The sequence below is a fragment of the Roseateles oligotrophus genome, from assembly GCF_025717515.1.
GTDB lineage: Bacteria > Pseudomonadota > Gammaproteobacteria > Burkholderiales > Burkholderiaceae_C > Paucibacter_A > Paucibacter_A oligotrophus.
Map to the genome: position 1 here is coordinate 516,236 of NZ_JAJIRN010000001.1, position 22,987 is coordinate 539,222.

Annotated in this window: 17 protein-coding genes, 1 tRNA gene and 1 pseudogene; 14 read left to right on the forward strand and 5 right to left on the reverse strand. The window is 62.4% G+C overall.

Annotation, left to right across the window (positions count from 1 at the left end):
* Positions 1-28: 28 nt before the first annotated feature.
* The 4 genes from LNV07_RS02410 to ompR all read right to left on the reverse strand — a co-directional run bounded on the left by LNV07_RS02410 (position 29) and on the right by ompR (position 5,072).
* Positions 29-1,648 carry a hypothetical protein gene (locus LNV07_RS02410; RefSeq protein ID WP_263569561.1) on the reverse strand — a complete coding sequence of 540 codons (1,620 nt, stop codon included), beginning with the start codon at positions 1,646-1,648 and terminating at the stop codon, positions 29-31.
* 140 nt (positions 1,649-1,788) lie between these two features.
* Complete coding sequence (locus LNV07_RS02415; protein ID WP_263569562.1) at positions 1,789-2,799, reverse strand: delta-60 repeat domain-containing protein; 1,011 nt, start codon at positions 2,797-2,799, stop codon at positions 1,789-1,791.
* Positions 2,800-2,924: 125 nt separating this feature from the next.
* Positions 2,925-4,247, reverse strand: a complete 1,323-nt coding sequence (locus LNV07_RS02420; protein ID WP_263569563.1) for an ATP-binding protein — start codon at positions 4,245-4,247, stop codon at positions 2,925-2,927.
* A 93-nt stretch (positions 4,248-4,340) separates the two neighbouring features.
* Positions 4,341-5,072 carry an osmolarity response regulator transcription factor OmpR gene (gene ompR, locus LNV07_RS02425; RefSeq protein WP_263569564.1) on the reverse strand — a complete coding sequence of 244 codons (732 nt, stop codon included), beginning with the start codon at positions 5,070-5,072 and terminating at the stop codon, positions 4,341-4,343.
* Positions 5,073-5,264: 192 nt separating this feature from the next.
* Between ompR and LNV07_RS02430 the strand changes: the two genes are divergently transcribed.
* The 6 genes from LNV07_RS02430 (at position 5,265) to LNV07_RS02455 (ending at position 11,817) form a co-directional block, all read left to right on the forward strand.
* Positions 5,265-5,963, forward strand: coding sequence for an SIMPL domain-containing protein (locus tag LNV07_RS02430; RefSeq protein WP_263569565.1), 699 nt, complete (start codon positions 5,265-5,267; stop codon positions 5,961-5,963).
* Positions 5,964-6,048: 85 nt separating this feature from the next.
* Positions 6,049-6,939, forward strand: a complete 891-nt coding sequence (locus LNV07_RS02435; protein ID WP_263569566.1) for an alpha/beta fold hydrolase — start codon at positions 6,049-6,051, stop codon at positions 6,937-6,939.
* Positions 6,936-9,224 carry a RelA/SpoT family protein gene (locus tag LNV07_RS02440; RefSeq protein ID WP_263569567.1) on the forward strand — a complete coding sequence of 763 codons (2,289 nt, stop codon included), beginning with the start codon at positions 6,936-6,938 and terminating at the stop codon, positions 9,222-9,224. Before LNV07_RS02435 ends, LNV07_RS02440 begins: the two co-directional genes overlap by 4 nt.
* Positions 9,225-9,284: 60 nt before the next feature.
* Positions 9,285-9,361: transfer RNA gene (locus tag LNV07_RS02445), tRNA-Val, on the forward strand.
* Between the two features lie 1,042 nt (positions 9,362-10,403).
* Positions 10,404-10,889 carry a single-stranded DNA-binding protein gene (locus LNV07_RS02450; RefSeq protein WP_263569568.1) on the forward strand — a complete coding sequence of 162 codons (486 nt, stop codon included), beginning with the start codon at positions 10,404-10,406 and terminating at the stop codon, positions 10,887-10,889.
* A gap of 64 nt (positions 10,890-10,953) precedes the next feature.
* Positions 10,954-11,817, forward strand: coding sequence for a DUF932 domain-containing protein (locus tag LNV07_RS02455; RefSeq protein WP_263569569.1), 864 nt, complete (start codon positions 10,954-10,956; stop codon positions 11,815-11,817).
* A gap of 269 nt (positions 11,818-12,086) precedes the next feature.
* Here the strand turns inward: LNV07_RS02455 and LNV07_RS02460 are convergent, their stop codons facing one another.
* The gene (locus LNV07_RS02460; RefSeq protein WP_263569570.1) at positions 12,087-12,860 is read right to left on the reverse strand and encodes an NYN domain-containing protein; all 774 of its coding nucleotides are present in this window, start codon (positions 12,858-12,860) and stop codon (positions 12,087-12,089) included.
* A 680-nt stretch (positions 12,861-13,540) separates the two neighbouring features.
* Here LNV07_RS02460 and LNV07_RS02465 point away from each other — a divergent pair.
* The 8 genes and pseudogenes from LNV07_RS02465 to LNV07_RS02500 all read left to right on the forward strand — a co-directional run bounded on the left by LNV07_RS02465 (position 13,541) and on the right by LNV07_RS02500 (position 22,873).
* Positions 13,541-14,359 (forward strand): ParA family protein, encoded by an 819-nt coding sequence (locus tag LNV07_RS02465; protein WP_263569571.1) that lies wholly within the window; start codon positions 13,541-13,543, stop codon positions 14,357-14,359.
* The gene (locus LNV07_RS02470) at positions 14,301-15,332 is read left to right on the forward strand and encodes a ParB/RepB/Spo0J family partition protein (protein WP_263569572.1); all 1,032 of its coding nucleotides are present in this window, start codon (positions 14,301-14,303) and stop codon (positions 15,330-15,332) included. The genes LNV07_RS02465 and LNV07_RS02470 overlap by 59 nt, the downstream gene beginning before the upstream one ends.
* Before the next feature lie 174 nt (positions 15,333-15,506).
* Complete coding sequence (locus tag LNV07_RS02475) at positions 15,507-16,106, forward strand: type IV toxin-antitoxin system AbiEi family antitoxin domain-containing protein (RefSeq protein WP_263569573.1); 600 nt, start codon at positions 15,507-15,509, stop codon at positions 16,104-16,106.
* A gap of 319 nt (positions 16,107-16,425) precedes the next feature.
* A complete protein-coding gene (locus tag LNV07_RS02480; RefSeq protein ID WP_263569574.1) occupies positions 16,426-17,010 on the forward strand; it encodes a hypothetical protein in 585 nt (194 codons plus the stop codon).
* Between the two features lie 18 nt (positions 17,011-17,028).
* Positions 17,029-17,991 (forward strand): relaxase/mobilization nuclease domain-containing protein, encoded by a 963-nt coding sequence (locus LNV07_RS02485; protein WP_263569575.1) that lies wholly within the window; start codon positions 17,029-17,031, stop codon positions 17,989-17,991.
* A 10-nt stretch (positions 17,992-18,001) separates the two neighbouring features.
* Positions 18,002-18,196, forward strand: a complete 195-nt coding sequence (locus LNV07_RS02490; RefSeq protein ID WP_263569576.1) for a hypothetical protein — start codon at positions 18,002-18,004, stop codon at positions 18,194-18,196.
* 169 nt (positions 18,197-18,365) lie between these two features.
* The gene (locus LNV07_RS02495) at positions 18,366-22,223 is read left to right on the forward strand and encodes a DUF3427 domain-containing protein (RefSeq protein WP_263569577.1); all 3,858 of its coding nucleotides are present in this window, start codon (positions 18,366-18,368) and stop codon (positions 22,221-22,223) included.
* A 166-nt stretch (positions 22,224-22,389) separates the two neighbouring features.
* Positions 22,390-22,873, forward strand: a pseudogene (locus tag LNV07_RS02500) (GreA/GreB family elongation factor).
* Positions 22,874-22,987 lie beyond the last annotated feature (114 nt).

Genomic DNA, 22,987 nt, shown 5'->3' on the forward strand with positions numbered 1-22,987 from the left:
GACTCCGGTTGGAATCCGGCCAGAGGCTTTACAGGCAGCCGGGCAACTTGAACGAGGCGATCCAGGTGTTCCAGTTGAAGGAACCCGAGGTCTTCATGTACTCGTTGGTGGCCCAGAGCGTGCAGTCGTCGCTATCCAGCGAGATCTGCGAGTAGTCACCCCAGCGCGTCAGGGTGCCGGTCTGAGAGCCGCTGCCGGCCTTCAGCACGGTCTCGTCTTTCAAGCTGCCGAGCGCATCGCTTGCGGCGCGGCTGGCCAAACGCATTGAGGGATAGACATTGGCCGAGCTGCTGGAGGCGCTGTAGCTGAGCGCGATATTGCCGGCCTTGTCCTGCGCGATCGAGCTCATCCAGCGATGAATGCCGTCGGTGCCGCCAAAAGTGCCCTGCTGGAACAAGGTCGGGGCCACCGCATTGAGCGAGCGCAGCTCATACCAACGCAAGGCCGCCACGCTGGCGCGCTTGGTGCCGGCACTGACCGCGTGGCTGATCACCATCGAATCCCGGTCGGCGCGGTAGGCCGCCCGGAAGTTCAGGCGGTCGGCCAGCGAGTCCAGCTTGTTGCTGGTGCCCGGCTGGGTGATGCAATTGCCCCCGCTGCAGGCGCTGGTGTAGGACGCCACCGCAATCTTGGTCGGGCCGGACAGCACGGTGTTGGCCGGCGTCGCCCAATCGACCTTGAACTTCCACAGATTCAGCGCATTGGTGGCCTTGGCGACCACGAAGTTGGGCGTGCCGGCGGCCGGCATCGGGCCATCGGCATCGGCCGGCAGCGTCGAGCCATAGGTGGCGGCCAACTGGATGCACTGCTGCGTTGCAGGCTGCCCGGCCAGCATCTTGGCGCGGTCCATCGCGCAAACACGCGAGCCCTGGAAGGTGCTGGTGAACATATTGAAGCTGACGTAGTACGCGTCGGGCCAGACTGCCATTTTCGGGAAGTCATTGAACTGGTCGTACTTGAAGGCGTAACGGCTCCAAGCCCCGGTGGCATCGCTGGTCTGCGACACCGCCACACATTGCCAGTAGCCGGCGGCACCGCCCGGCACCGCAAACTGCGACACCACCCAGCGGCCGGCCGTCTTGTCGTACTGGACCACCGGGTCGCCATCGTTATAGGTCTCGCAAGCCCCGCCGAAACCGGCCCACAAGGTCTTGCCGTCGGCCGGGCCGTAGGTCTTGGCCTTGCTCGCTTTGTCAAAGATGACGAACGCGGTATTCACCCATTGGACGAATTGGGTCGCACCGACCGCACCGGTCGTGTCCGGCGGTGCCGAATTGACCGTCATGCCGTAAGCGCCATTGCCGGCGCCATCCATGCCGGTGTTGCTCGTCAAGGCCAGCGCCGCTGCCGTATTGCTCGCGCCACTCTTGGCGCCGCGCCCGGTCATGCGGCTGATCAGCGGATCTTCGTCGAGCTCGGCCAATTCCTCGATCGGAATGCGGTGCTCGCGTACCGGCCGGCCCTTGCGGACGGTGGATGGCGCAATGACTTCCATATCGCGCAGGGGCGGCGACACGTCGTTGCGATCGGAGTGAACAATGAAATCGACCTTGCGGTGTTCGATTGCGTTGGCACTCTGGCCCTGCGCTTGCATGCCGATACCGGCGAGCAGCAGGGTTGCAGTCAAAGCGGGGAGGTGTCGCTTCATCATGATTTTTCCTAAGGGGATGGATGGACCTGTGAGGGGAGACATGACGGCCCGACCTGGCGCGGGAACCGGCACACCCCACCGTGCCTATCTTGCATCAATTAACGTCCGCGCGCAGCAGTCGCTTCCCCGCTTGACTTTCAAGCCCGCCTGCGTTGGCGTCGCCGGCGGGCAAACCAAAAGAACGCCAAACCGACCAGCAGGGCAGCCCCTGGCCACCACCACCCACTGTCGTCCGCCGCCGCCCCGGCCGCCGCCGAAACTCCCTCTGCAAGGGGCGGGGGCTTGTCTGGGGCCAGTGCCGATGCGGGCGCCTGGGCGTCGGCGGCTGAGGCCGAGGCCGATCGCAGCGGGGCGAACTCGGCCGATATGGGCAAGACCTGCCCCTTGGCATCAAGCCATTGCCATCGGCCCTCGCGCCACACAAGCCTGGCCGCTGCTTGGCCGCCGCCGCCAACACGTTGCGCCAACTGCGGAAGGCTTTGCCCCGCCGTCAGTGACCAGATTTCGAGCGTGGCCGCATCACCTTGGCCGCGCCGCAAGCCCAAGGCGAGGCTGCCGTCCGGTGCTTGCTCAAAGGCTAGCGCTTCGGTCTCGCCGACGCCTTGATCGACCCATAAGCCGCCGTCCGCAAAGCGGGTGTCGACCTGCCCGTCGGAATTCAGCCGCCATAGGCCGCTGCGCTCCTGGCCCTCGGCGTTGATGATCAAGCCGTTGACCCAGGTTGAGCCATCCGGCGCGGGCAAGAGGTCAAGGGCGCGCGCCTGCATGGCCGCCGGTGCGGTGGCCGAGCGCCCTTGCTTGGCGTAAGTCGGGTCGAGCAGGCCTTGTGGCGTGAAGCGCATGACGACGGCCTGACCGCGCCCGTCCGGGCCCAGCGCCGCGCCTGCCACCCAGAGCCTGCCGATGCCATCGAGCCGCAAGGTAGCCGGCCCCTCGTTGTCGGGTCCGAGTCGAAACGCGGTCACGCCCTGCTGACCGAAAGCGGGATCGATGCTGCCGTCGGGGTAGATTCGTTCAAGCAGATAGCCGTCGCGCATCCGGAAGCTGTCTTGCATGATGCGCACCGTTTGGCCCTGTGCGGTGCTGGCCGTCCAAGCGGCAGCGGCGGCCAGGCCGGGCTGGCACAGCAGGGTCACTGCGAGCGGCATGAGCAGCATAAGCAGGACAAATCGCCAAGCGCCAAAGACAAAATCGGATCGCATAAGTCTTCTTGGGGAAAACGGCTGAAGTGACTGGATCGGGCTCGGGATGCGAATGGGCGCTGCCGACTCGGCTAGCTCGCCTTTTGCAACTTGATCAGCGCAAACAATCCGCCGCCATCGGCGTTGCCGATCTCCAGTTGCCCACCCAGGCGTTGCACCGATTTTTCGACAATCGCCAGCCCCAGGCCGGCACCATTGGCGGCGGTGCGAGCAGCGTCACCGCGAAAGAAGGGCGTGGTCAGTTTGGCGAGCTTGTCCAACGGCACGCCGGGGCCAAAGTCGCGCACCAGCAAACACACCCAGGTTCCGCTCAAGCCTGCCGTCACTTCGACGCTGGCCGCGGCCTCGGGCGTGCGACCATAACGACGCGCGTTCTCAAACAGATTCAACAACACCCGGCCCAGCTCGGTGTCGTCGGCCCAGACCTTGAGGTCCGCAGCGACCGAGCTATGAATCCGAATCTGCTCCGGATCACGAAAGCCCTGCGCGGCCCGGTCGACCAATTCACCCAGCAGCAGCGGCTGCAGCTGCAGCTCGGACGGCCTGGCGTAGTCCATGAATTTGTGAATGATGGCGTCAAGCTGATCGATGTCTTGCGCCATGAATTGGCGTGCCTGCTCGTCGGGCACGCTCATCTCGGCTTCAAGACGCAAGCGGGCCAAAGGGGTGCGCAAATCGTGCGAGATGCCGGCCAGCATGACGGTGCGGTCTTCCTCCATCTTGGCCAACTCGCGCGCCATCCGGTTGAAGCCCATATTGACGTCGCGGATCTCGCTGGTACGGGTGCTCTCGTCCAGCACCGAGTCGTACTCGCCTTCGCGGATGCGGTGAGCGGCGAGGCTTAAATCGCGCAGCGGTTGATTTATCAGGCGGGTGATCGCCGCTGAGCCGAGCACGGTCGCGATCAAGGCGATCAACAACCACCAACTATTCCCCGAGCTGGTGATGCTGAGAGGGCGCGCGCTGGTTTGCAGCCAGTAGGCGTCATCGCCGATGCTGAATCTCACCCAGAGGCCGGGCGCCCCGTTGACGCTGCGGGCGACCACCGTGTCGGGCCCGAGGCGACCGCGCAACTCGGCCGCCAGTTGTTTGGCGAAGCCTGTCGCGTCATAGGGTTGCCAGCGGTCATGGGCTTCGGCGACGCGCACTTGCACCGTCTCGCTGCGGGCCAATGAACTCAGGACGGCGACGCGGTTGATGCTGTCGGAATCGGACAGCGCGACGCGGCTGAGGTTGACCAGACCGGCCAGTTGCTGCGCGGATTCGAGCGCGCGCGGCTCGGCCTCCAGCACCTTGAAGGTTTGCTGCCATGCCAGCACGCCGCCGGCCAGCAGCAGGGCCAAAAGCGCAAAGGTGCGCCAGAACAGGTTGAGGGCGAGGTGGGGGCGTGGCACGGCTTTATTAGACTGGGCTTTGGCGGAGAACCCGCTCAAACGGTTGGGGTCAGAGCTACTCGCTGCGCTCGGGCGGTCTGACCCACCAAGGCATTAGCTTTCGTCCGGCACAAACACATAACCAACGCCCCAGACGGTCTGGATGTAGCGCGGCTGGGCCGGGTCGGTCTCCAGCAGCTTGCGCAGGCGCGAGATTTGCACATCGAGGCTGCGGTCGAAGGGCTCGAAGTCGCGGCCGCGCGCGAGTTGCGCCAGCTTGTCGCGGGTCAGCGGCTGGCGCGGGTGGCGCACCAGCGCCTTCAGCATCGAGAACTCGCCGGTCGTCAAGGGCAGCGCCTCGCCGCCGCGCGATAGACGGCGCAGCGCGAGATCGAACTCAAACGGACCGAAGTTGACCGTCATCGGCTCCTTGGTCGGCGCGCCCGGGGCCTCCATCACCGGTCGGCGGCGCAGCACCGCATTGATGCGGGCCAGCAATTCGCGCGGGTTGAAAGGCTTGGACAAATAGTCATCGGCGCCGACCTCGAGACCGACGATGCGGTCGACGTCTTCGACCTTGGCCGTCAGCATGATGATGGGCGTGAGGTCATTGCCGGCACGCAGGCGGCGGCAGATGGTCAGGCCGTCTTCGCCCGGCAGCATCAGGTCGAGCACGATCAGATCGACGGTCTCGCGGCTCAAATGCTTGTTGAGCGCGCGGCCGTCTTCGGCCAGCAATACTTCAAAGCCTTCCTGGGTCAGGTAGCGGCGCAGCAGATCGCGGATCCGGGCGTCGTCGTCGACCACCAAGATTCGGTTGGGCCTTGTGGGGGGCGTGCTGGTCATGGCCATGTGTCCGGGGTTGTAACAGGGTTATTGTCAGCGTCTTTTGCAGACTTTGATTGCCGCCCAGACGGGTCGTTACAGTTCATTAACATCTTTGGCCTGACCGTGGCTGATTTCGTGCAATGCTGCGCGCCCGGTCAACCGCTTTTCGCTGGCGGACGCTTGTGGAGTGTCAATCAAATTTGGAGTGTCATGAAAACAGTCATTTGTCTTAGCTTGCTGTCCATTGCCGGTGCGGTCTGTGCTGCCGATACCATGCCCCGAGACAGGCTGAATTTAACGGCCGGGGCCAGCGTGGAAGTAACACGTGATGTTCTCGGTATCGCTTTCTCGACCACCAAGGAGGGCGGCGACGCGGCCTCGGTGCAGGCGCAATTGAAACAGGCGCTCGACACCGCCTTGGCCGAAGCCCGCAAGATCGCCAAACCGGGTCAGGTGGAGGTGCAGACCGGCAATTTTTCTCTGTACCCGCGCTATGCCCCCAAGGGCGGCATCAACGGTTGGCAGGGCACGGCCGAGTTGCTGGTGGAGGGCAAGGACGCGGCCGCGATCGCACAGTTGACCGGCCGCATCAGCAGCATGAGCATTGCCCGGGTCGGCTATAGCCTGTCAAAAGATCAGCGTGAAAAGGTTGAGGCCGAGGTGGTGGTGCAGGCGATTGCGCGCTACAAGGCGCGCGCGGCCGACTACGCCAAGCAGTTCGGCTATAACGGCTACTCGATTGGCGAGGTTTCGGTCAGCAGTTCGGAGCCGGGCAATATGCCCATGGCTGCGCCGCAGATGCGCTTCAAGGGTATGGCCGCGTCTGCCGACGAGGCCTTGCCGGTCGAAGCCGGCAAAGCTACGGTCAGCGTGACGGTCAGCGGTTCGGTGCTGATGACGGCGCGTTAATTTGCCGAGCTGGCGCTGTTTCGGCTTGAGCTCTGTTCGCGATCCGCTCGGGCTTGCTAGGATGAGCCAAAGAGAGGCTTGGAACATGATTGAACCGCGATTGAAGTATGTGCAATGCCTGGGGGCGTCGGGCCTGCGCCGGATGGCTTATTGGGAATGGGCTTGCACCGGCATTGATCAGCCCGCGCAGGCGCCGGTGCTCGTTTGCGTCCACGGCTTGACGCGTCAAGGGCGCGATTTCGATACGCTGGCTCGGCGCATGAGCGAGCGCTACCGCGTGATCTGCCCGGATGTGGCCGGGCGCGGGCGCTCCGACTGGCTATCCAACCCGGCTGGCTACCAGATCCCCAGTTACGTCGCCGATATGGTGACCCTGCTGGCGCGACTGGATGTGGAGCAAGTGGACTGGGTTGGCACCTCGATGGGCGGCCTGATCGGCATGGGTTTGGCGGGCTTGCCCGCAAGGCCGGCCGGCCTGGTGCGCCGCATGGTGTTGAATGATGTGGGCCCCGAGCTCGGCTTCGAGGCCTTGCAGCGCATCGGCGCTTATCTGGGTCAGAACATGGAGTTCGACTCGGTCGAGCAGGGCTCGGCCTACCTGGCCAGCATTTCGCCAGGCTTTGGCCCGCACAGCGCTGAGCAATGGGCGGCGCTGTCGGCGCCGATGTTCAAGTGCACCGAACAAGGCGTCAGCCTGCATTACGACCCCAAGCTGGCGCTGCCGTTTGCGCAGGTCTCGCGCGAGGCCGCGCAGGTCGGAACGGCCGCGTTGTGGCAGGTCTATGACAGCTTGTCTTGCCCGACCTTGCTGCTGCGCGGCGCCGACTCCGACCTGCTCTCGAGCGAGACCGCGCAGGCGATGACGCAGCGTGGGCCGCGAGCGCGGCTGCATGAATTTGCCGGCGTCGGCCATGCGCCGACCTTGGTGCAGGACGATCAGATCGCGGTCGTGCGGGAGTTTCTTGGAGCTGTATGAAAACGGGATTGATGGCCGGGCAGGAGCAGTCGGCCGCTATTGTCAGTTTGCTGGAGGTGGCGCCGGCGCTTGAGTTCGCGCCGGTGGGCGGGGCGGCGACTAGCATCGTTCCCTTGGACGCGGTGGCGCGAGCGCGTGCCTTTGCCGAGCCCTTGTTGGCCGGGCAGCCGCTGGATACCGGCGAAGACGCGCTGGTGCATGCGGACGGTGTGGCCGCGATTCTGGCCGGCATTGGCGCTGCGCCGGCCATGCAGGCGGCCTCTTATCTGGTCTATGCGGCCGATTTTTTGAACAAGCCCGAGGAACTCGTCACCAAGGCTTTTGGCGAATCCTATGCCAGCCTGGTGATGCACACGCGCCGCTTGGTGCAGATCCAGCGCGCCGCCCGCGAGGCGCAGGTCGAAGCGGCGGCGCGAGCCGAGCAGACCGAGCGGGTTCGCAAGATGTTGTTGGCCTTCTCGCGTGACCTGCGAGTGGTGCTCTTGCGCCTGGCTTCCCGCCTGCAGACCCTGCGTTTTTTCGCCTTGTCAAAGCTGGCTTGCCCGACGGACTTGGCGGCCGAGTCGCAGCAGGTGTTTGCGCCGCTCGCCAATCGCCTGGGCATTTGGCAGATCAAATGGGAGCTGGAGGATTTGTCCTTTCGCTTCCTGCAGCCGCAGGCCTACCGGGACATCGCGCGGGCGCTGGATGAAACGCGGGTTGGCCGCGAGCAAAGCGTTGAAGCGGCGCGCTCGTCGCTGCAAGCCGATTTGCTGGCCCATGGTATAGCGGCTCAGGTGCAGGGCCGGCCCAAGCATCTCTACAGCATTCACAAGAAGATGCAGGGCAAGCGGCTGGAGCTGGAGCGGGTGTTCGACTTGCGCGCCTTGCGCGTGGTGGTGCCCGCTGTGGCGGACTGTTATGCGGTATTGAGCCGCTTGCATGAGTTGTACACGCCGGTGGATGGCGAGTTTGATGACTACATCGCCCGCCCCAAGCCGAATGGTTATCAATCGCTGCACACGGTGGTGCTGGGCGCCGACGGGCGCGCGATGGAGGTGCAGATTCGGACGGCCGCCATGCATGAGCATGCCGAGCATGGTGTAGCGGCGCACTGGGCCTACAAGGAGGCCGGCGCGCGCGGCTATGCAGGTGTCAGCGCGGCGGGCGACTTTGAGGAGCAGGTGGCCCAAGCTCGCAAGGCGGTCTTGCGCCAACTGCTGGCCTGGGAGCGCGATTTCGTCGAGGGCGAGGCCCATGCGGTGTTCGATGACCGCATCTATGTGTTCACGCCGCAGGCCTCGATTGTCGAATTGACTGCCGGCGCGACGCCGGTGGATTTCGCCTACGCCGTGCACACCGATCTCGGTCATCGCTGCCGTGGCGCCAAGGTCGACGGCGCGATGGTGCCGCTGAACACCGCGCTGAAGAGTGGGCAGACGGTTGAGGTGACGGCCGTCAAGGAGGGCGGCCCTTCGCTGGATTGGCTCAATGTCGAACTGGGCTATTTGCAAAGCTCGCGCTCGCGCACCAAGGCGCGGGCCTGGTTCAATGCGATGGCGCAGCGCCAGACCGTCGCACGCGGCCGCGAGGCGGTCGAGAAGTTGTTGCAGCGCGAAGGCAAGACGGCGGTCAAACTCGAAGACCTGGCAGCCAGGCTTGGCTTCAAGGGCGCCGATGCCTTGTTCGAGGTGGTGGGCAAGGACGAATATTCGCTGCGCAATATCGAGTTGCTGCTGCGCCCGCCGGTGCCCGAACCCGATGGCGACGAGTTGCTGGCGCAGCGGCGCAGCAAGGCCGGCGCCACGGCGCCGCGCGGTGGTGTGCTGGTGGTGGGGGTTGATTCTCTTTTGACCAATTTGGCGCGCTGCTGTCGGCCTGCGCCGCCCGATGCGATTGGCGGTTACGTGACGCGCGGCAAGGGCGTGGCAATTCATCGCGCTGACTGCAGCAACTTCAGGCAGATGGCGGCCTTGGCAGGCGAGCGAGTGATCGAGGTGGAGTGGGGCGGGCGCCCCGGCGTGCTCGACGCCAAGGGGCGTGGTGCTGCGCAATATCCGGTCGATGTGATCGTCGAGTCGAGTGAGCGACAGGGTTTGCTGCGCGACGTGCTGGAGGTCTTTTCCAAGGAGAAGATGAATGTGGTGGCCGTCAACACGCAGGCGCTCAAGAGCTCGGTGAGGGCGGCGCGCAGCGACACCACCTGGACCAATTTCACCGTCGAAGTGGCGGATTCAGGGCGTTTGGCCCAGGTCTTGCGTCATGTGGCGACGGTGAGCGGCGTGCGTTCGGCCAGAAGAAAATGAACTTGATTTGCAAATAGTCTTGCACAGCCCCGAAAAGCGGGCTATACTGCGAAGCTCTTGAGGCGCGTAGCTCAGCTGGTTAGAGCACCACCTTGACATGGTGGGGGTCGTTGGTTCGAGTCCAATCGCGCCTACCAAAATTGGTAGGAAAATCAAGCACTTAGCGGAAACGCTAGGTGCTTTTTTTTCGTCGGTACCAAAAAAGTACCAAAAACCTAGTCCCGAAATTTGAGGATTTCAGCTTCGCTGGAGCAATCGCCGGGCAAAGTATTTTTTTTATATCCGGTGCTGGCGCCTCCTGTACCGATGTTGGGCCTGTCCTCCGCTGCATAGGGGCCGGGTTGATGCGCTTTACGTCGAGTCGCTGGCCAAGGCTCCCGCCTCGCCTTGTCGGGCGGCCATCCTCCCCGTACGCTCGCCGGCATCAAACACGCGGCGCGAGCTTGACGGCGCCGGACTGCGGCCTTGAGCCCTTGCCTGTTCGCTCGCTGTTGCAGCGATCAAGGCTGCGCCTGCATCGCCATGCAGAAGATTCGAGCACCCAAGTCAGGCTGGCGTCGCCAGCGCTCACCGAAGCGGCCCACGCCCATGCCAGCGGATCGCGGGCTTTGTTTCTTCAAGCTGCGCCTGAACAAGCCCGCTTGACGAACTGACCGGCACTCCGCGCGCGCGGTTGCACCGCACTTGCTGCGCACCGGCCAGATCGCCACCCCTGGCATTCGCCACGCCCGAAGCCGGGCCGCAGGCAAATTTGAAGTGATCGGTCCGGCTCGACCGGCGCGCCAGTCGCTGTCTGAAGTCAGCTTGGTGGCACGCCGGCCGCATCAGGCACCGGACCTCAAGTCCTGACGGGCGCTGCGCGGCAAGCACTGCGCCAGGCGAGCTGTCACATCGCTTGCTGAGCTGCGCGCCCGAAAGATTGGGCAGCCATCAACGCCAGCATGCCGCCCACCGCGATCCCCCCACGCACCCCCGTCCCTTGTGAGGGGGACTTGTGGGGGGATCTCAATACGGTGGGCCGGGAAGCTGGCTCACCGCTAAGGCTGCGTAAAGCAAGAAAAACCAATACCGCCCACCCTCCGCCCGCCCCCGGGCGGGAACGAGGAGTCCGAGCAAGAGGATCAGTTATCAGGCTCACCAAAACGGTGGCCGGCTGAATTCTTGAGCAAGGAGCCCATCATGGCTTTCGTTCGTGTGGAGCAGCGCAATGCGCATCTGGCCGGCTCGGTGAAGCTGGAATTCGTCAATGGTCGCGAAGGCAAGATTGCCAAGGCCACGCTGACCGCCATCAGCAACGCCCGGCGCGGCAGCGGGGAAGGGCGCGAAGAAGAAGCCACCGCCATTCTGTGGACGCTCTGGGGCAAGCAAGCCGAGAACGCCGCCGAGTACCTGGGCAAGGGTAGCCACGTCAACATCGTCGGCCGCCTGCGCAATAACAACTACCAGGACAACGAGGGCAGCGAGGTCTACGCCCTGAACTTCAGCTGCGAGGAAATCGACTACCTCGACAGCCGCGCAGCCTCCGAAGCCCGGCGCGCCAAGCAAGAAGGCGGCGAAGCAGTGCCGGCCGAGGACCTGCCGATGCCTTCCAACGGCGCCAAGAGCGCAACCCGCAGCCGCAAGGCTCGCAGCGAGGCCGACAGCCATCAGGCGGCTAACGCTTGAACCCCAAGCACGGGCGGGGCGCTGCTGCGTTCCGCCCGCTGATCAACCCAATCAAGGAACCATCATGCACACCCAAGCCACACTCGCCACCCGCTTTGCCCGCAATACCTTTGTGATGCGCAGCGACACCCCCTTGGCCGAGGATCAGATGCGCCGGGCCGCACCGTCGATCTTCGCCACCGGCAAGCACGACAGCCGCTCCGAGCGCTACACCTATATTCCGACCATCGAGGTACTGCGCGGCCTGCGCCGCGAGGGCTTCGAGCCCTTCATGGTTGCGCAGAGCCAGAGCCGCATTGAAGGCAAGACCGAGTTCACCAAGCACATGATCCGCATGCGCTACCAGGGCCATACCGCCGGACAACTCCAGGCCAAGCCCGAAGCGAATGAGATCATCATGATCAACAGCCACGACGGCGCCAGCTCCTACCAAATGCTCGCTGGAATGTTCCGTTATGTCTGCTGCAACGGCCTGATCGTCGGCACCGTCTCGAACGATATTCGCATCCCGCACAAAGGCAATATTCAGGGTGAGGTGATCGAAGGCGCGTTTCGCGTGCTGGACGACTTCGAAGCGGTGGATGCTTCGACCGAAGGCATGAAGGCGCTGACGCTGGAGCCGGCCGAAGAGCGCGCTTTCGCCACCGCCGCCCTGGCTTTGCGTTATGGCGAGCGAGATGAAGGCCAAGCGCCGGCACCTGTCACGGCCGAGCAATTGACCGAGGCTCGGCGTTTTGAGGACCAGGGCCCCAGTCTTTGGCTGGCCATGAACCGGATTCAAAGCAATGTGATGCAGGGCGGTCAGGCTGGCCGTACGGTGCAGGGCCGTCGCACCCAGACCCGGCCGGTCGGCAGCATAGACCGCACTGTCAGCTTGAACCGCGCGCTGTGGGTGCTGGCCGAGGAGATGCGCAAGCTCAAGAGCTGAGGGCGCAAGTCAGTCGGCATGCGCTGGATTTCAGGCGATTTCCAGCGCTGCCTTTGGCGATTTTCGGCGCGACCATCGGCGAGAAGCTTCGTGCTTCAAAAACGCGGGCTCGCCGGCGCTGCCGACTCGCCCAAACCCGGTCTTTGGCCATCGAGGCCCAGCGACCGAGTGAATTGTTTCTGACCATCCGCGCTTGATCGGCATAGCCATCAGACCGATGACCGCTTGTGCTGTAAATTTCGCGGGCAAGTCCAGCCAGCTTGGGCTGCTCACCAATGCACTGGCTTGCGTATCGGCTTTTTCTTGGTCGGCACGACGCCGGGAAGCTGCGAGGCCTGAAGTCGACTGTCACTGAGATTGTTGATGACCCAGTGTGCCAAATTGGATAGTGAGCCGCTGGCGCGTCGGTGAACTTCGGCGCCGGCGGTTGGCGGCCGGATTGGCAGCACGACGCCTACAACGATATGGGGAAAGTCCTCTCGGATCGCCTGAAGCGCCGGTTCAGCGTCGCTGTCGTTGGACACCAAGATGATGCGGTCGTAGAGGCCTTTGCACGCATCACGGTACATGCTGATGGCAAGGTTCACGTCCGTCTTTTTCTCTTCGAGCTTCCAGACACGGCTACGCAGTGTGCGGTCGTAGGGCTGGTCTTCTACAAAAGTAGGAAGCAGCGTGCCATCCCTGTCGAATGAGTGCTTGCCGTAAATCGTTTCAAAACGATCACCGTACTTGGTTTTCAGGGCGCGGTGGTAGTCAGCTTGCGCCAAGACCGACGCGCTGCCATGCGTGGCAAATGTAGCCAGCGCATGAGCCGTGAAGAGACTGACCTTCTCCAGGCTTTCATTTTGGTCGCGCTCCGCGAGCAGATCCTGGAAGACTTGCACCACATCGAGCCACTTGAACGGCGTGCCTCGCAACCTGCCGTAGTACAGGTTGTAGCCATCAATGTAGACGGCTGTTTTAATTGGGACCTTTGAACTTGTCACCATGGCCGTTTTTAGATGTGAAAAAGCCGCCCAACTTGAGCGGCTTTTCCGTCCCAAGCGGGAGCCAACTGAATGACGCCGCAAGGGATGAGTGGTGGGTAAATCATAACACCTGTTATGGCCGCCGCAAATGGTGACTGAGCCATGCCCACGAGGAGTGAGATTGACTGGCCTTTGACTGACCAGGGCGATCAGCGCATCGCAACCAAGCCAGGAGAGCTCGGACTTTGTTCTTTCAAGCTGCGCATGAACAAGCCCGCTTGGCAAACTGATCGTTGTTTCCCGTGCGCGCCAGTTGCTGTCTGAAATTTGCTTGGCGGTACGTCGGTTGCATCAGGCGCCGGCCCTTAAATCCTGACGGACGCTGCGCGGCAACGGCAACGGCAACGGCTACGCCAGGCGAGTTGTCACATCTGTTGCTGAGGCAGCTTGAACCGCGCGCTGTGGGTACTGGCCGAGGAGATGCGCAAGCTCAAGAGTTGAGGGCGCAAGTCAGAAGGCACGCGCTGGATTTCGGGCGATTTCCAGCGCTGCCTTTGACCGCTTACGGCGTGACCATCGGAGAGAAGCTTCGTGCTTCAAAAACGCGGGCTCGCCGGCGCCGCCGACTCGCCCCAACCCGGTCTTTGGCCATCGAGGCCCAGCGACCGTGCAACTGTTTCTGATCGTCACCGCTTGATCAGCATAGCCATCAAGCCTTCTACCCCAAGCGTTGCGCTCCGGCGCTGGAGAACTTCATGAAAACTCTCGTACTCGCCAACCAGAAAGGCGGCGTCGGCAAGTCCGCCGTGGCGACCTTGCTGGCCCATTACTTTGCCCAGCAAGGTCAGCGCGTGTTGGCTATTGATCTGGACCATCAGGGAAATTTCAGCAAACCCTTGCGCCGCTCCGGCCGTGCCGAGTTGGCAAATGTCGGCGCCGATGTGCTGATGACTTCCAGCGCGATCTCGCTGCCGGAGAAGCCCTTTGTGCTGGTGCCAAGCGCGGCAGGGCTGCTGGGTCTTGAGCGTCAGCCGGCGCTGCACAACCCCTTCGCCCGCAACTTCCGCGCTGCGCTCGCGGCACTCGACGCGCAATTCGATCTCTGCATCATCGACACCAACCCCAATCCCGATATCCGCCTGATTGCCGCCCTGGCGTCAGCCGACTTTTTGCTGTCGCCGATCCAGTTGAACCAGGAGGCGCTGGACGGCGTGGGGGCGCTGCTGAACCATGAACGTGTGGGCATTCGCAAGATCAAGGCCGTGCTCAATCCGAAGCTGAAGCTGATCGGCCTGTTGCCCACACTGGTGGAGCCGACGCCGTTTCAGCGAAGCAACTTCTCGCAGCTGATTCAGCAATACAAGCCCTTGTTGATACCCATCGGCAGCGGGCCTGGCGACTTTGCCTTCATCCCCAAGCGCTCGGCGATCGCGGAGGCGCAGGCCAATGCCGAAGTGCTGTGGGAAATGAAGAAGACCGCCGCTCGTGACGCCTGGAAAGAGATAGTCCCGAGCTTTGAGAAGATTTCCGGCATTGTTCTATCAGCAGGTGATCATCATGGCCTTGCAGCTTGATGATCTGGCTTTGCTTGAGGTCGAAGCCGATGTTGCTGCCGGCCTCCAGCAAGGAATACCACTGATCTTGCCAATTGGCAGCATCGACGAAGACCCGGCTCAACCCCGGCGCGAGTTTGATCTTGTTGCTTTGCAAGAGCTGGCCGACACCATCGCCCTGCGCGGCGTGCGCCAGCCGGTATCAGTGCGCCCGCATCCCGACGCAAGTCATGCCGGCCGCTGGATGTTGAATTTCGGCGCGCGGCGGCTGAGAGCTTCCAAGCTGGCCGGCAAGCTGGAGATTCCGGCTTTTGTGGACGTGCTGGCCGACAGCTATGACCAGGTGATAGAGAACGAGCAGCGCGAAGGCTTGAAGCCGCTGGAGCTGGCCTTGTTCGTACAGGAGCGTTTGCGCTGCGGTGAAACGCAAGCAGACGTTGCCCGCCGGCTGGGCAAGAGCCGCCAGTATGTGACGCGCGTCACCGCATTGATTGAAGCCCCGCAATGGCTGCTCGACGCCTACCGCGCCGGCCGGTGTCGCGGCATGAACGAGCTGTATGAGTTGCGCAAGCTGCACGCCGAATCCCCGGCTCAAGTCGAGGCCTGGGTCAATGGCGGCCATTCGATTACCCGCGATCGACTGCAGCTCCTGCGAGCGTCGCTGCTTTGCGAGCCCGAGACCAAGTCCAATGACTCGGCGTCGGCCGCCTATGCCAGTTCGTCAGTCGTGGCGCGCGCCGCCACTAGCGCTGAATTCGGCCAGGCTGAAGCTACGGTAAGGGCGCCGAAATTTGCCCCAAAATCGTCGCCATGCTGGATTCTGCAGGCGAGCTTGGACGGAGAAATTGTGTCCATCGTTGTTGACGCAGTGCCCGAGCAAGCGGGCTGGGTTTTCGTTCGGCGTGCTGCGTCCACAGGCCGACAGGAAGTGCAAGCGTCAAGGCTTGTTTTACTCGGGCTTGTAGACAAAGCTCGATTTAACTCAATGAGCTGAAGTTAGCGTGCCAGAGAATTTCACTCGTTTCCCGTGGGCTGAATTCTTGTCACTCTGAGTGACAAGACTCTTCGTGGAGAAGGCTGAAGGGTGGCGAGGTGCAGGAGAAGTAGGATAGTGTTTGAAAAACGCACTAGTTATGAATAAGTGATGCGGATATTAAACTCATCAACAATGAAGCAAACCGACCAAATCCTCGCCCTTGCCGAACAGCAGCGTGTTCTCCGTGCTGCGGATCTGCGTGATCGGGGGTACTCGCCACAGTTGCTGCTCAAGCTTCACCAAGTAGGCAGACTGCAGCGAGTTGCCCGGGGCCTCTATAGCTTGCCGGATGCTGAAATCACCGAGCTTCAGACGGCCATGGAGGTGAGCCAACGTGTGCCGAAGGCCGTGTTGTGTCTGCTGTCGGCGTTGCAGTTCCATCAAATTGGCACCCAGATGCCGCACGAGATGTGGATTGCGCTGCCGGCCGGCACGCAGAGCCCAGCGCTGGACTACCCACCGCTTCGCATTGCTCGCCTGAAGGGTGCGGCGTACAGCGAAGGCATCGAAACCGTGACCTTGCATGGCGTGCCGATCCGCGTCTACACCGTTGCAAAAACGGTGACCGACTGCTTCAAGTTCCGTCAAAAAATTGGACTCGACGTGGCACTAGAAGCCCTCAAGGATGCATGGCGAGCCCGAAAAATCACCACGGCCGATATTTCCCACTTTGCCAAAATCAACCGAGTGGACAAGGTGATGCAACCCTATCTTGAGGCCATGGTCGCATGAGCGGGAGCAATCTACCTGCATCCATCCTTGCTCGGTTGTTGAGCTTGGCAAAGGCCCGCAGCGACGACTACAGCCTAGCTACTTGATAAAAGCCGGCCCGGATTTAGTAGTCGAACTTGCTGTTGTCACTCTGAGTGACAGACCTCTCGTTTCGACCAAGCCTCTCGCTCCGATGGATTTTCAGCGAATTCCAGCGCTGACCGACTACCTAAACAGAACTAACCTTAAAACGAAGATGAGTGCAGGATAGGCGCGCTGGCGCCGATGTCTGACACGCAGGGCTAGTCAGTTATGTAGACAGGCAGGAGGCTCGGGTTCCATGGCACCCTCGGCACGCGACCGGATCAGCGTTGACTTGCGCGGCTTGAAAGCCGCGCTGTTCGAGCAGGCCCATACGCTTGGCATCTCGCCCTCGGACTTGGTGCGCGAGCTGCTGGCTGGCGCTTTGGTTCAAAACGATCTGCCGATCGTCGCGCCTTCAGCACTTGAACCGGCGGAACCGGCCGAGCAACGCACTCGCCTGTCCCTGCGCATGAGCCGGCCCGACGCCATAGCAACCCTCAGCGCTGCGCGTGCGGCCGGCCTGGCTCCCGGCGCCTTCGTGGCCAGCCTGGTCGCCTGGGTTCCCGTGCTTGGCAAAGGCGGGGCTCGCTCGGACTACCTGGCCGCCTTGGTCGCCTCGAACGCCGAGTTGTCGGATTTGAGTCGCAACATCCATCAGCTGACCCAATTGCTGCGCCAAGGCTCGGTGCGCGCTGCTCAGGAGTACAGCGAGCTCTTGCAGTCGCTTGAAGGCGAGGTGCGTCAGCACCTGCACCTGGCCGCCACTGCATTGGCCGAGCTGCGCCCAAGCCCAGTCCACCGTGAAGGCGGACCTAGGGCCGCTTCCCCGAACCGCCCGTAGGCATCACTGGAGAACGTTATGGCTCAAACTCCCCAAATCGACGGCGTCCTGATCCAATGGGGCGACCGGCTTTTTTACCCCGGCAATCGCATCGTCAAGGTGGCGTCGCAGCCCAGGCTGGCGGCCGGCTTGGCACGCGGGCACGCGGCAGCAATCAGATCTCGCATCGAGGCGACCGTGCTGCGCCGCGCGCCGCAGGTCATGGTCAAGGTGACCGGCGGCGGGCGTGGCATGCAGGCCATCAGCGCGCATTTCCGTTACATCAGCAAGAACGGCCGGCTCGACATCGAAGACGATCGGGGCCAGACGACGCAGGGCAGGGATGCCGTCCATGATTTGGCCGAGGACTGGCGCTTTGGCGGCTCGCTGATCGGTGAGACGAGCCAGCGGCGCGAGGCCTTCAACATCATGCTGTCGATGCCGCGTGGCACCGATGCGCAACTGCTGCTGCGCACGGTGCGCGAGTTCGCGCAGGCCGAATTGCCCGATCACAAATATGTGATGGTGCTGCACAACCATCAGGCCAATCCGCATGTGCACCTGAGCGTGCGGGCCGAGTCCACACAGGGGCTGCGCCTGAATCCGCGCAAGGCCGATCTGCAGCGCTGGCGCGAGACCTTTGCCGAGAAGCTGCGCGGCTGGGGCATCGATGCCGAGGCAAGCCGGCAGGCCAGTCGCGGCCAGACCCGCAACTATGAGCCCCTGTGGCGCATCAAGGCGGCCGAGGAGGGGCGGCTGCGCACCAGTCGGCCGCGGGTGAAAACAGGCCCATCGGTGCAGGCCACTCGAGCCGAGGCGGCGCAGGCCTGGCAGGCCATCTCGGCGGCCTTGGCTCAATCGCCGGACCGCTCGGACCGGGAGCTTGCGGCGGCAATAGAGCGCTTTGATTTCACAAAAACAGGCGCCATACCAAGCGATCGGGAGCTCCGGCCTGGCGTCGATCAGGGTTCCATCGGCGACGACTTGATACGGTCGCGCTGAACGTTAGAGCTTGAATTTCGCTCGCTTTAGCGGCCGCAGGCTGGTCAATACCCGTGAGGCCTTTGAGGCCGCGCTGGCCGCGCCGAGAAACCTCGGCCGAAGCGATGACAAGCAAACAGTGGCCGAGGTCAGGGCCACGCTGGCCGGGCCGGGAGCGAGGCAGCAGAGTTTGGCGAAGATATTGGAGCGGGACTTGGCGGGGTGAGTTGGTCGATTGCGAGCCAAAACTAGCGGCTCGTCTGTGCGGATAGCGCCGTGCCGATTTGTACCGATCTGAACTTCTTGACCTCGATGCCATTTCGGAGACTTTGACCTGGTACGCTGCCAGGCCTGACGTGGAGATTCGACGTCAGGCCGGTATGGATCAGGGACGAATGACAAAAACGCTCAACTATTACGACGACAACGCCGACAGCTTTTTCGCCAGCACAGTGGATGTCGATATGTCGGCCCTGCGCGAGCGTTTCCTTGCCCGGCTGCAGCCCGGCGCCAGCATTCTTGATGCCGGCTGCGGGTCTGGGCGCGACGCCAAGGCGTTCGCGGCGCAGGGATTCTTGGTCGCGGCCTTTGATGCCTCGCCTGCGCTGGCGGCCTTGGCCAGTCAGCACATCGGTATTGAGGTCGAGACTCAAACATTTGCGGATGTCGATGAGGTAGCTCGTTATGACGGCATCTGGTCCTGCGCCAGTTTGCTGCATTTGCCTCAAGCGGAGATTCCGCCCGCGCTTGTCCGGCTATGGCGGGCGCTGCGTGCTGGCGGCAGTTTCTATCTCAGCTTTAAACATGGCAAGGGCGAGCGCAGCCAAGGTGGGCGCCATTTCACCGATGTCGATGAAGCGGGCTTGAAGGCTTGGCTGACGGAGTTGCCGGAGCTGGCGTCCATTGAGACTTGGTTGACCGAAGATTGCAGGCCGGACCGCACCGAGCAGTGGGTGAACGCGTTGGTGGTCAAGTCCACCGAGCCAACACGCAAGCTTGTCACCGGCGGTGACGACCCTTTTTTGCCGCATTTATCCCGAGCCATGAGCCGGGCCAGCGAAATCGACATCGCTGTGGCCTTCATCAGAGCCACCGGCATGCGTTTATTGAAGCCCGACTTGGAACTGGCCATGGCGCCCAAGGACGCCGATGTGGGTGTGGCCGCGCAGCTTCGTGTCCTGACCAGCGACTACCTTGATGTGACCGACCCCGAAAGCCTGCGACTGCTTTTGCTCTTGCAGGCCCAGGGTGCGCAGGTGCGGGTCTACGTCACTCAGGGCAGCAGCTTCCATCTGAAGACCTATCTATTTGCGCACACCGCCGACAGTGGTGAGTTGCACGGCACGGCCTTCGTGGGGTCGAGCAATATCAGCCGTCAAGCCTTGCAGGATGGCTTGGAATGGAACTACCGAATTAGCTACCCCAGCGACGATGGTTTTTTTGAGACTCGGCGCGGTTTTGAAGCCTTGTTCGCCCACCCGCGCACCGTGACGCTGACGGACGCTTGGATTGAAAGTTACGAGAAGCGGCGCATCAAGCCGCTCTTGGCAGTTGCTCCCGGTAGCTTGGAGCAGGACGAAGCACCCGAACCCTCTTCCGTTCAGGTCGAGGCCCTGGCATCACTGGCCGCCACGCGTGAAGCCGGATTCAAGCGCGGCTTGGTGGTGCTCGCCACCGGCCTGGGTAAGACCTGGCTGGCGGCATTCGACGCCCGCCAAGTCGGAGCCCGGCGCGTGCTGTTTGTGGCCCACCGCGAAGAAATCTTGCAGCAAGCCGCTCAGACCTTTTTGCTCATTCGCCCCGATGCCCGGGTGGGCTATTACATGGGCCAGACGCGCGATGTGGAGGTTGATGTGTTGTGCGCGTCGGTGCAAACGCTGGGCCGCAATGCGCACCTGGAGCGCTTCGCGCCGCAGCACTTCGACTACATCGTCGTCGATGAGTTTCATCATGCCGCTGCGGCCACTTATCGGCGCTTGCTGGCCTACTTTGCCCCGCGCTTCTTGCTGGGCTTGACGGCCACGCCGGACCGCACCGACCAGTCGGACATCTTGTCGCTGTGCGATGACAACCTGGTTTTCACTCGCAGTCTGTTCGACGGTATCCAGGCCAAGCTGCTGGCGCCGTTCCACTATCACGGCATTCTTGATGAGTCGGTCGATTACCGCGATGTGCCCTGGCGCAACGGCCGTTTTGACCCGGAAGCCTTGTCCAGCAAATTGGCCACACTCGGCCGGGCCCGCCATGCGCTGAAGCAGTGGCGCGAGCATGGCCAGCAGCGCACCTTGGCCTTTTGCGTTTCCGTCAAGCATGCGGACTTCATGGCCGCTCAGTTTGCTCATGCTGGTATTGCGGCCGCTGCCGTGTATGCGGGCTCGGTCATGGGGCGCGCCGAAGCGCTGGAACGCCTGCGCGACGGCCGCTTGGCCGTGATCTTTTCGGTCGATCTGTTCAATGAAGGCGTTGACATGCCGAGCATCGATACCGTGCTGATGCTGCGGCCGACCGAGTCGAAGATCCTGTTCTTGCAGCAGTTGGGGCGCGGCTTGCGACGCTGGGAGGGCAAGAGCCATTTGGTGGTGCTTGATTTCATCGGCAACCATCAGAGCTTTCTGCACAAGCCGCAGGCATTGTTCGGTGTTGGCGCGTCGTTCAAGCAGCTCGCCGATTTCGCCCGTAAGGCCGAACTTGGCCGGCTTGAGTTGCCCGACGGCTGTTTCGTCAACTTCGACCTGCGCATCATCGACTTTCTCAAGTCGCTGGACGCCGCCGGCTCGCAGAAAGACTATGAGGCGCTCAAGGCCAGCCTGGGCCGGCGCCCCAGCTTGGCCGAGTTCTATCATTCGGGCAGCAGCATTGCACAAATGCGTCGCCAGCATGGCAGTTGGTTTGAAATGCTGGCCGCCGTGGGTGATCTGGACAGCGCCGAAACTGGCTTGCTCAAGGATCGGCAGGCCTTTTTGTGTGAGCTTGAGACAACTGCGATGAGCCTGAGCTACAAGATGGTGCTGCTGGAGGCCATGCTGGAGCTGGACGGCTGGCAGACACCGCCGACGCTTGCGGCGCTGGCCGAGAGGTCTTGGCAGGTGCTGCATCGCCGGCCGCCGCTGTTGGCGGATCTGCCTGACAACATTCGAGCATTGGCGGATGGCGGCGCCGTCCAGTGGCAGCGTTATTGGCGAGACAACCCAGTGAATGCCTGGGTGGGTGGCAATCTGCGCAATGCCGAAAAAGCCGCAGCGGCTTCCTTTCACTTGCTTGATGACCGCTTTCGGTGCCGGTTTGAGGTCGCGGCCGATCAGATCGAAGTCTTCGGCGCCATGGTTCAAGAGCTGGTCGACTACCGCCTGGCCAGCTACGAGCTGCGGCGAGCGGCCGATGCGCCGCCATCGAATGTGATCCCCTTTGTGCCCAAGGCCAAGCCCGCGATCGAGTTGCCTTACTTCCCGAACTTGAAGATTGCCTGCGGGCATTTCAGGGCGGGGCGCACCGACGCCGAGGAGTTCAAAGCCTTGCCTGAGGCCTTTGGCCACCTGGACCCAACACGGCATTTCATCGCCCGCGCTTCAGGCAATTCGATGAACGGCGGCAAGCATCCGATCGTGGACGGCGACTACCTGCTGCTGGAGCATCTCAGCCCGACCAAGGCCGGTTCCATCACCGGCAGCGTGATGGCGATTGAGCGCCAGGACGAAGACGGCGGCGACAACCAGTACCTGCTTCGCGTGGTCACCAAAGATGCCGAGGGCGGCTATGTGCTGCGGGCCAATAACCCGGACTACCCCGATATGCCGGCTACCGACGACATGCGTACCTTGGCTCGGTTGAAAGAAGTGATTGATCCGTTGGATATGGTGCTGGGCCAGGCCATCGCCCGCGAGGACATTCCAGCCTTGTTCAACGAGGCCTTCAATCCCGGTAGTTGGAATGTTGGCCATGTCGTCCTGAACGACAAGAAGGTGCATGTGCTGCTGGTCACCTTGAACAAGCAAGGCAAGGCAGAAGAACACCGCTACCTGGATCGATGGATCGACGATCACACCTTCCATTGGCAGAGCCAGAATTCAACCTCACCGGCGGGCAAGCGTGGGCAAGAAATCATTGAACATGAAAGGCTGGGCATTCAGATTCATCTCTTCGTGCGGGAGCAAAAGCTCAGCGGTGGCAAGGCGGCGCCATTCGTCTACTTCGGCAAAGTCCGGTATCAATCGCATGAGGGCAGTAGTCCGATGAGCGTGACATTTTCTTTATAAGCCAATGGAAGCGTACCAAAGCAAAAACTCTATGCAAACGGTGATGGCAGGACGTGTTTTGAATGCGGGCGCGACTGCCGCATGAATAGCTCGCGCGTCGCCGCGTACCCGCCTTGGATGGCACTGCAACTGCCGCTCGATTCGGTCGAGTTGCATGCCTTTCATCATGGATAAATTCTTGCTGCAGCAGCTGGTGCTGGAGCGGCTCGCCGAAGACCTGCTGCAAGCCGAACAGGCAGCTCGGGCGGCCCATGAAACGGCGACTCACGAAGAAAACATCGCCGAGAACAAAATACGACACATTGGGTCTCGAAGCCGCCTACCTGGCCACCGGCCAAGCTCGGCGCGCCGAAGCCATCCGCCAGGCAATAGTCAATTGGCGCCAATTTCGCCCGCGCCCCTACGACGCCAGCCAAGGTATACAGCTCGGCGCGCTGGTCTGCCTGGGCGATGCCGCCGACAAGGAGCAACAGCTCTTTCTCGGCCCGGATGGCGGCAGCATGAAGTTGGTCAGCGGCGCTCAGCTCGTTCAGGTCATCAGCAGCGAAGCCCCGTTGGGCAGGGCCATGCTGGGTAAATGCGAGGGTGAAGAGGTGGCTATACAGGCCTCGGCAATCCGACAGCGGTTTGAGGTGCTGTGGGTTAATTGAGTCGCAAGCAAGTTCACGCCGAATTGATCAGAAATTGAGCACAAAGGCAGTCAGCGCTGCACTGATGTCCACTCAATATCGGCTCGAACCATCGCATTTCCTCTCGGCCCTCGC

Bases quoted from the DNA above. Each gene is read 5' to 3' on its own strand.
- LNV07_RS02410 (WP_263569561.1), bottom strand. From the start codon at position 1,648: ATGAAGCGACACCTCCCCGCTTTGACTGCAACCCTGCTGCTCGCCGGT.
- LNV07_RS02475 (WP_263569573.1), top strand. From the start codon at position 15,507: ATGAAGCAAACCGACCAAATCCTCGCCCTTGCCGAACAGCAGCGTGTT.
- LNV07_RS02465 (WP_263569571.1), top strand. From the start codon at position 13,541: ATGAAAACTCTCGTACTCGCCAACCAGAAAGGCGGCGTCGGCAAGTCC.
- LNV07_RS02455 (WP_263569569.1), top strand. From the start codon at position 10,954: ATGCACACCCAAGCCACACTCGCCACCCGCTTTGCCCGCAATACCTTT.
- LNV07_RS02440 (WP_263569567.1), top strand. From the start codon at position 6,936: ATGAAAACGGGATTGATGGCCGGGCAGGAGCAGTCGGCCGCTATTGTC.
- ompR (WP_263569564.1), bottom strand. From the start codon at position 5,072: ATGACCAGCACGCCCCCCACAAGGCCCAACCGAATCTTGGTGGTCGAC.
- LNV07_RS02430 (WP_263569565.1), top strand. From the start codon at position 5,265: ATGAAAACAGTCATTTGTCTTAGCTTGCTGTCCATTGCCGGTGCGGTC.
- LNV07_RS02415 (WP_263569562.1), bottom strand. From the start codon at position 2,799: ATGCCGCTCGCAGTGACCCTGCTGTGCCAGCCCGGCCTGGCCGCCGCT.
- LNV07_RS02480 (WP_263569574.1), top strand. From the start codon at position 16,426: ATGGCACCCTCGGCACGCGACCGGATCAGCGTTGACTTGCGCGGCTTG.
- LNV07_RS02450 (WP_263569568.1), top strand. From the start codon at position 10,404: ATGGCTTTCGTTCGTGTGGAGCAGCGCAATGCGCATCTGGCCGGCTCG.
- LNV07_RS02435 (WP_263569566.1), top strand. From the start codon at position 6,049: ATGATTGAACCGCGATTGAAGTATGTGCAATGCCTGGGGGCGTCGGGC.
- LNV07_RS02495 (WP_263569577.1), top strand. From the start codon at position 18,366: ATGACAAAAACGCTCAACTATTACGACGACAACGCCGACAGCTTTTTC.
- LNV07_RS02485 (WP_263569575.1), top strand. From the start codon at position 17,029: ATGGCTCAAACTCCCCAAATCGACGGCGTCCTGATCCAATGGGGCGAC.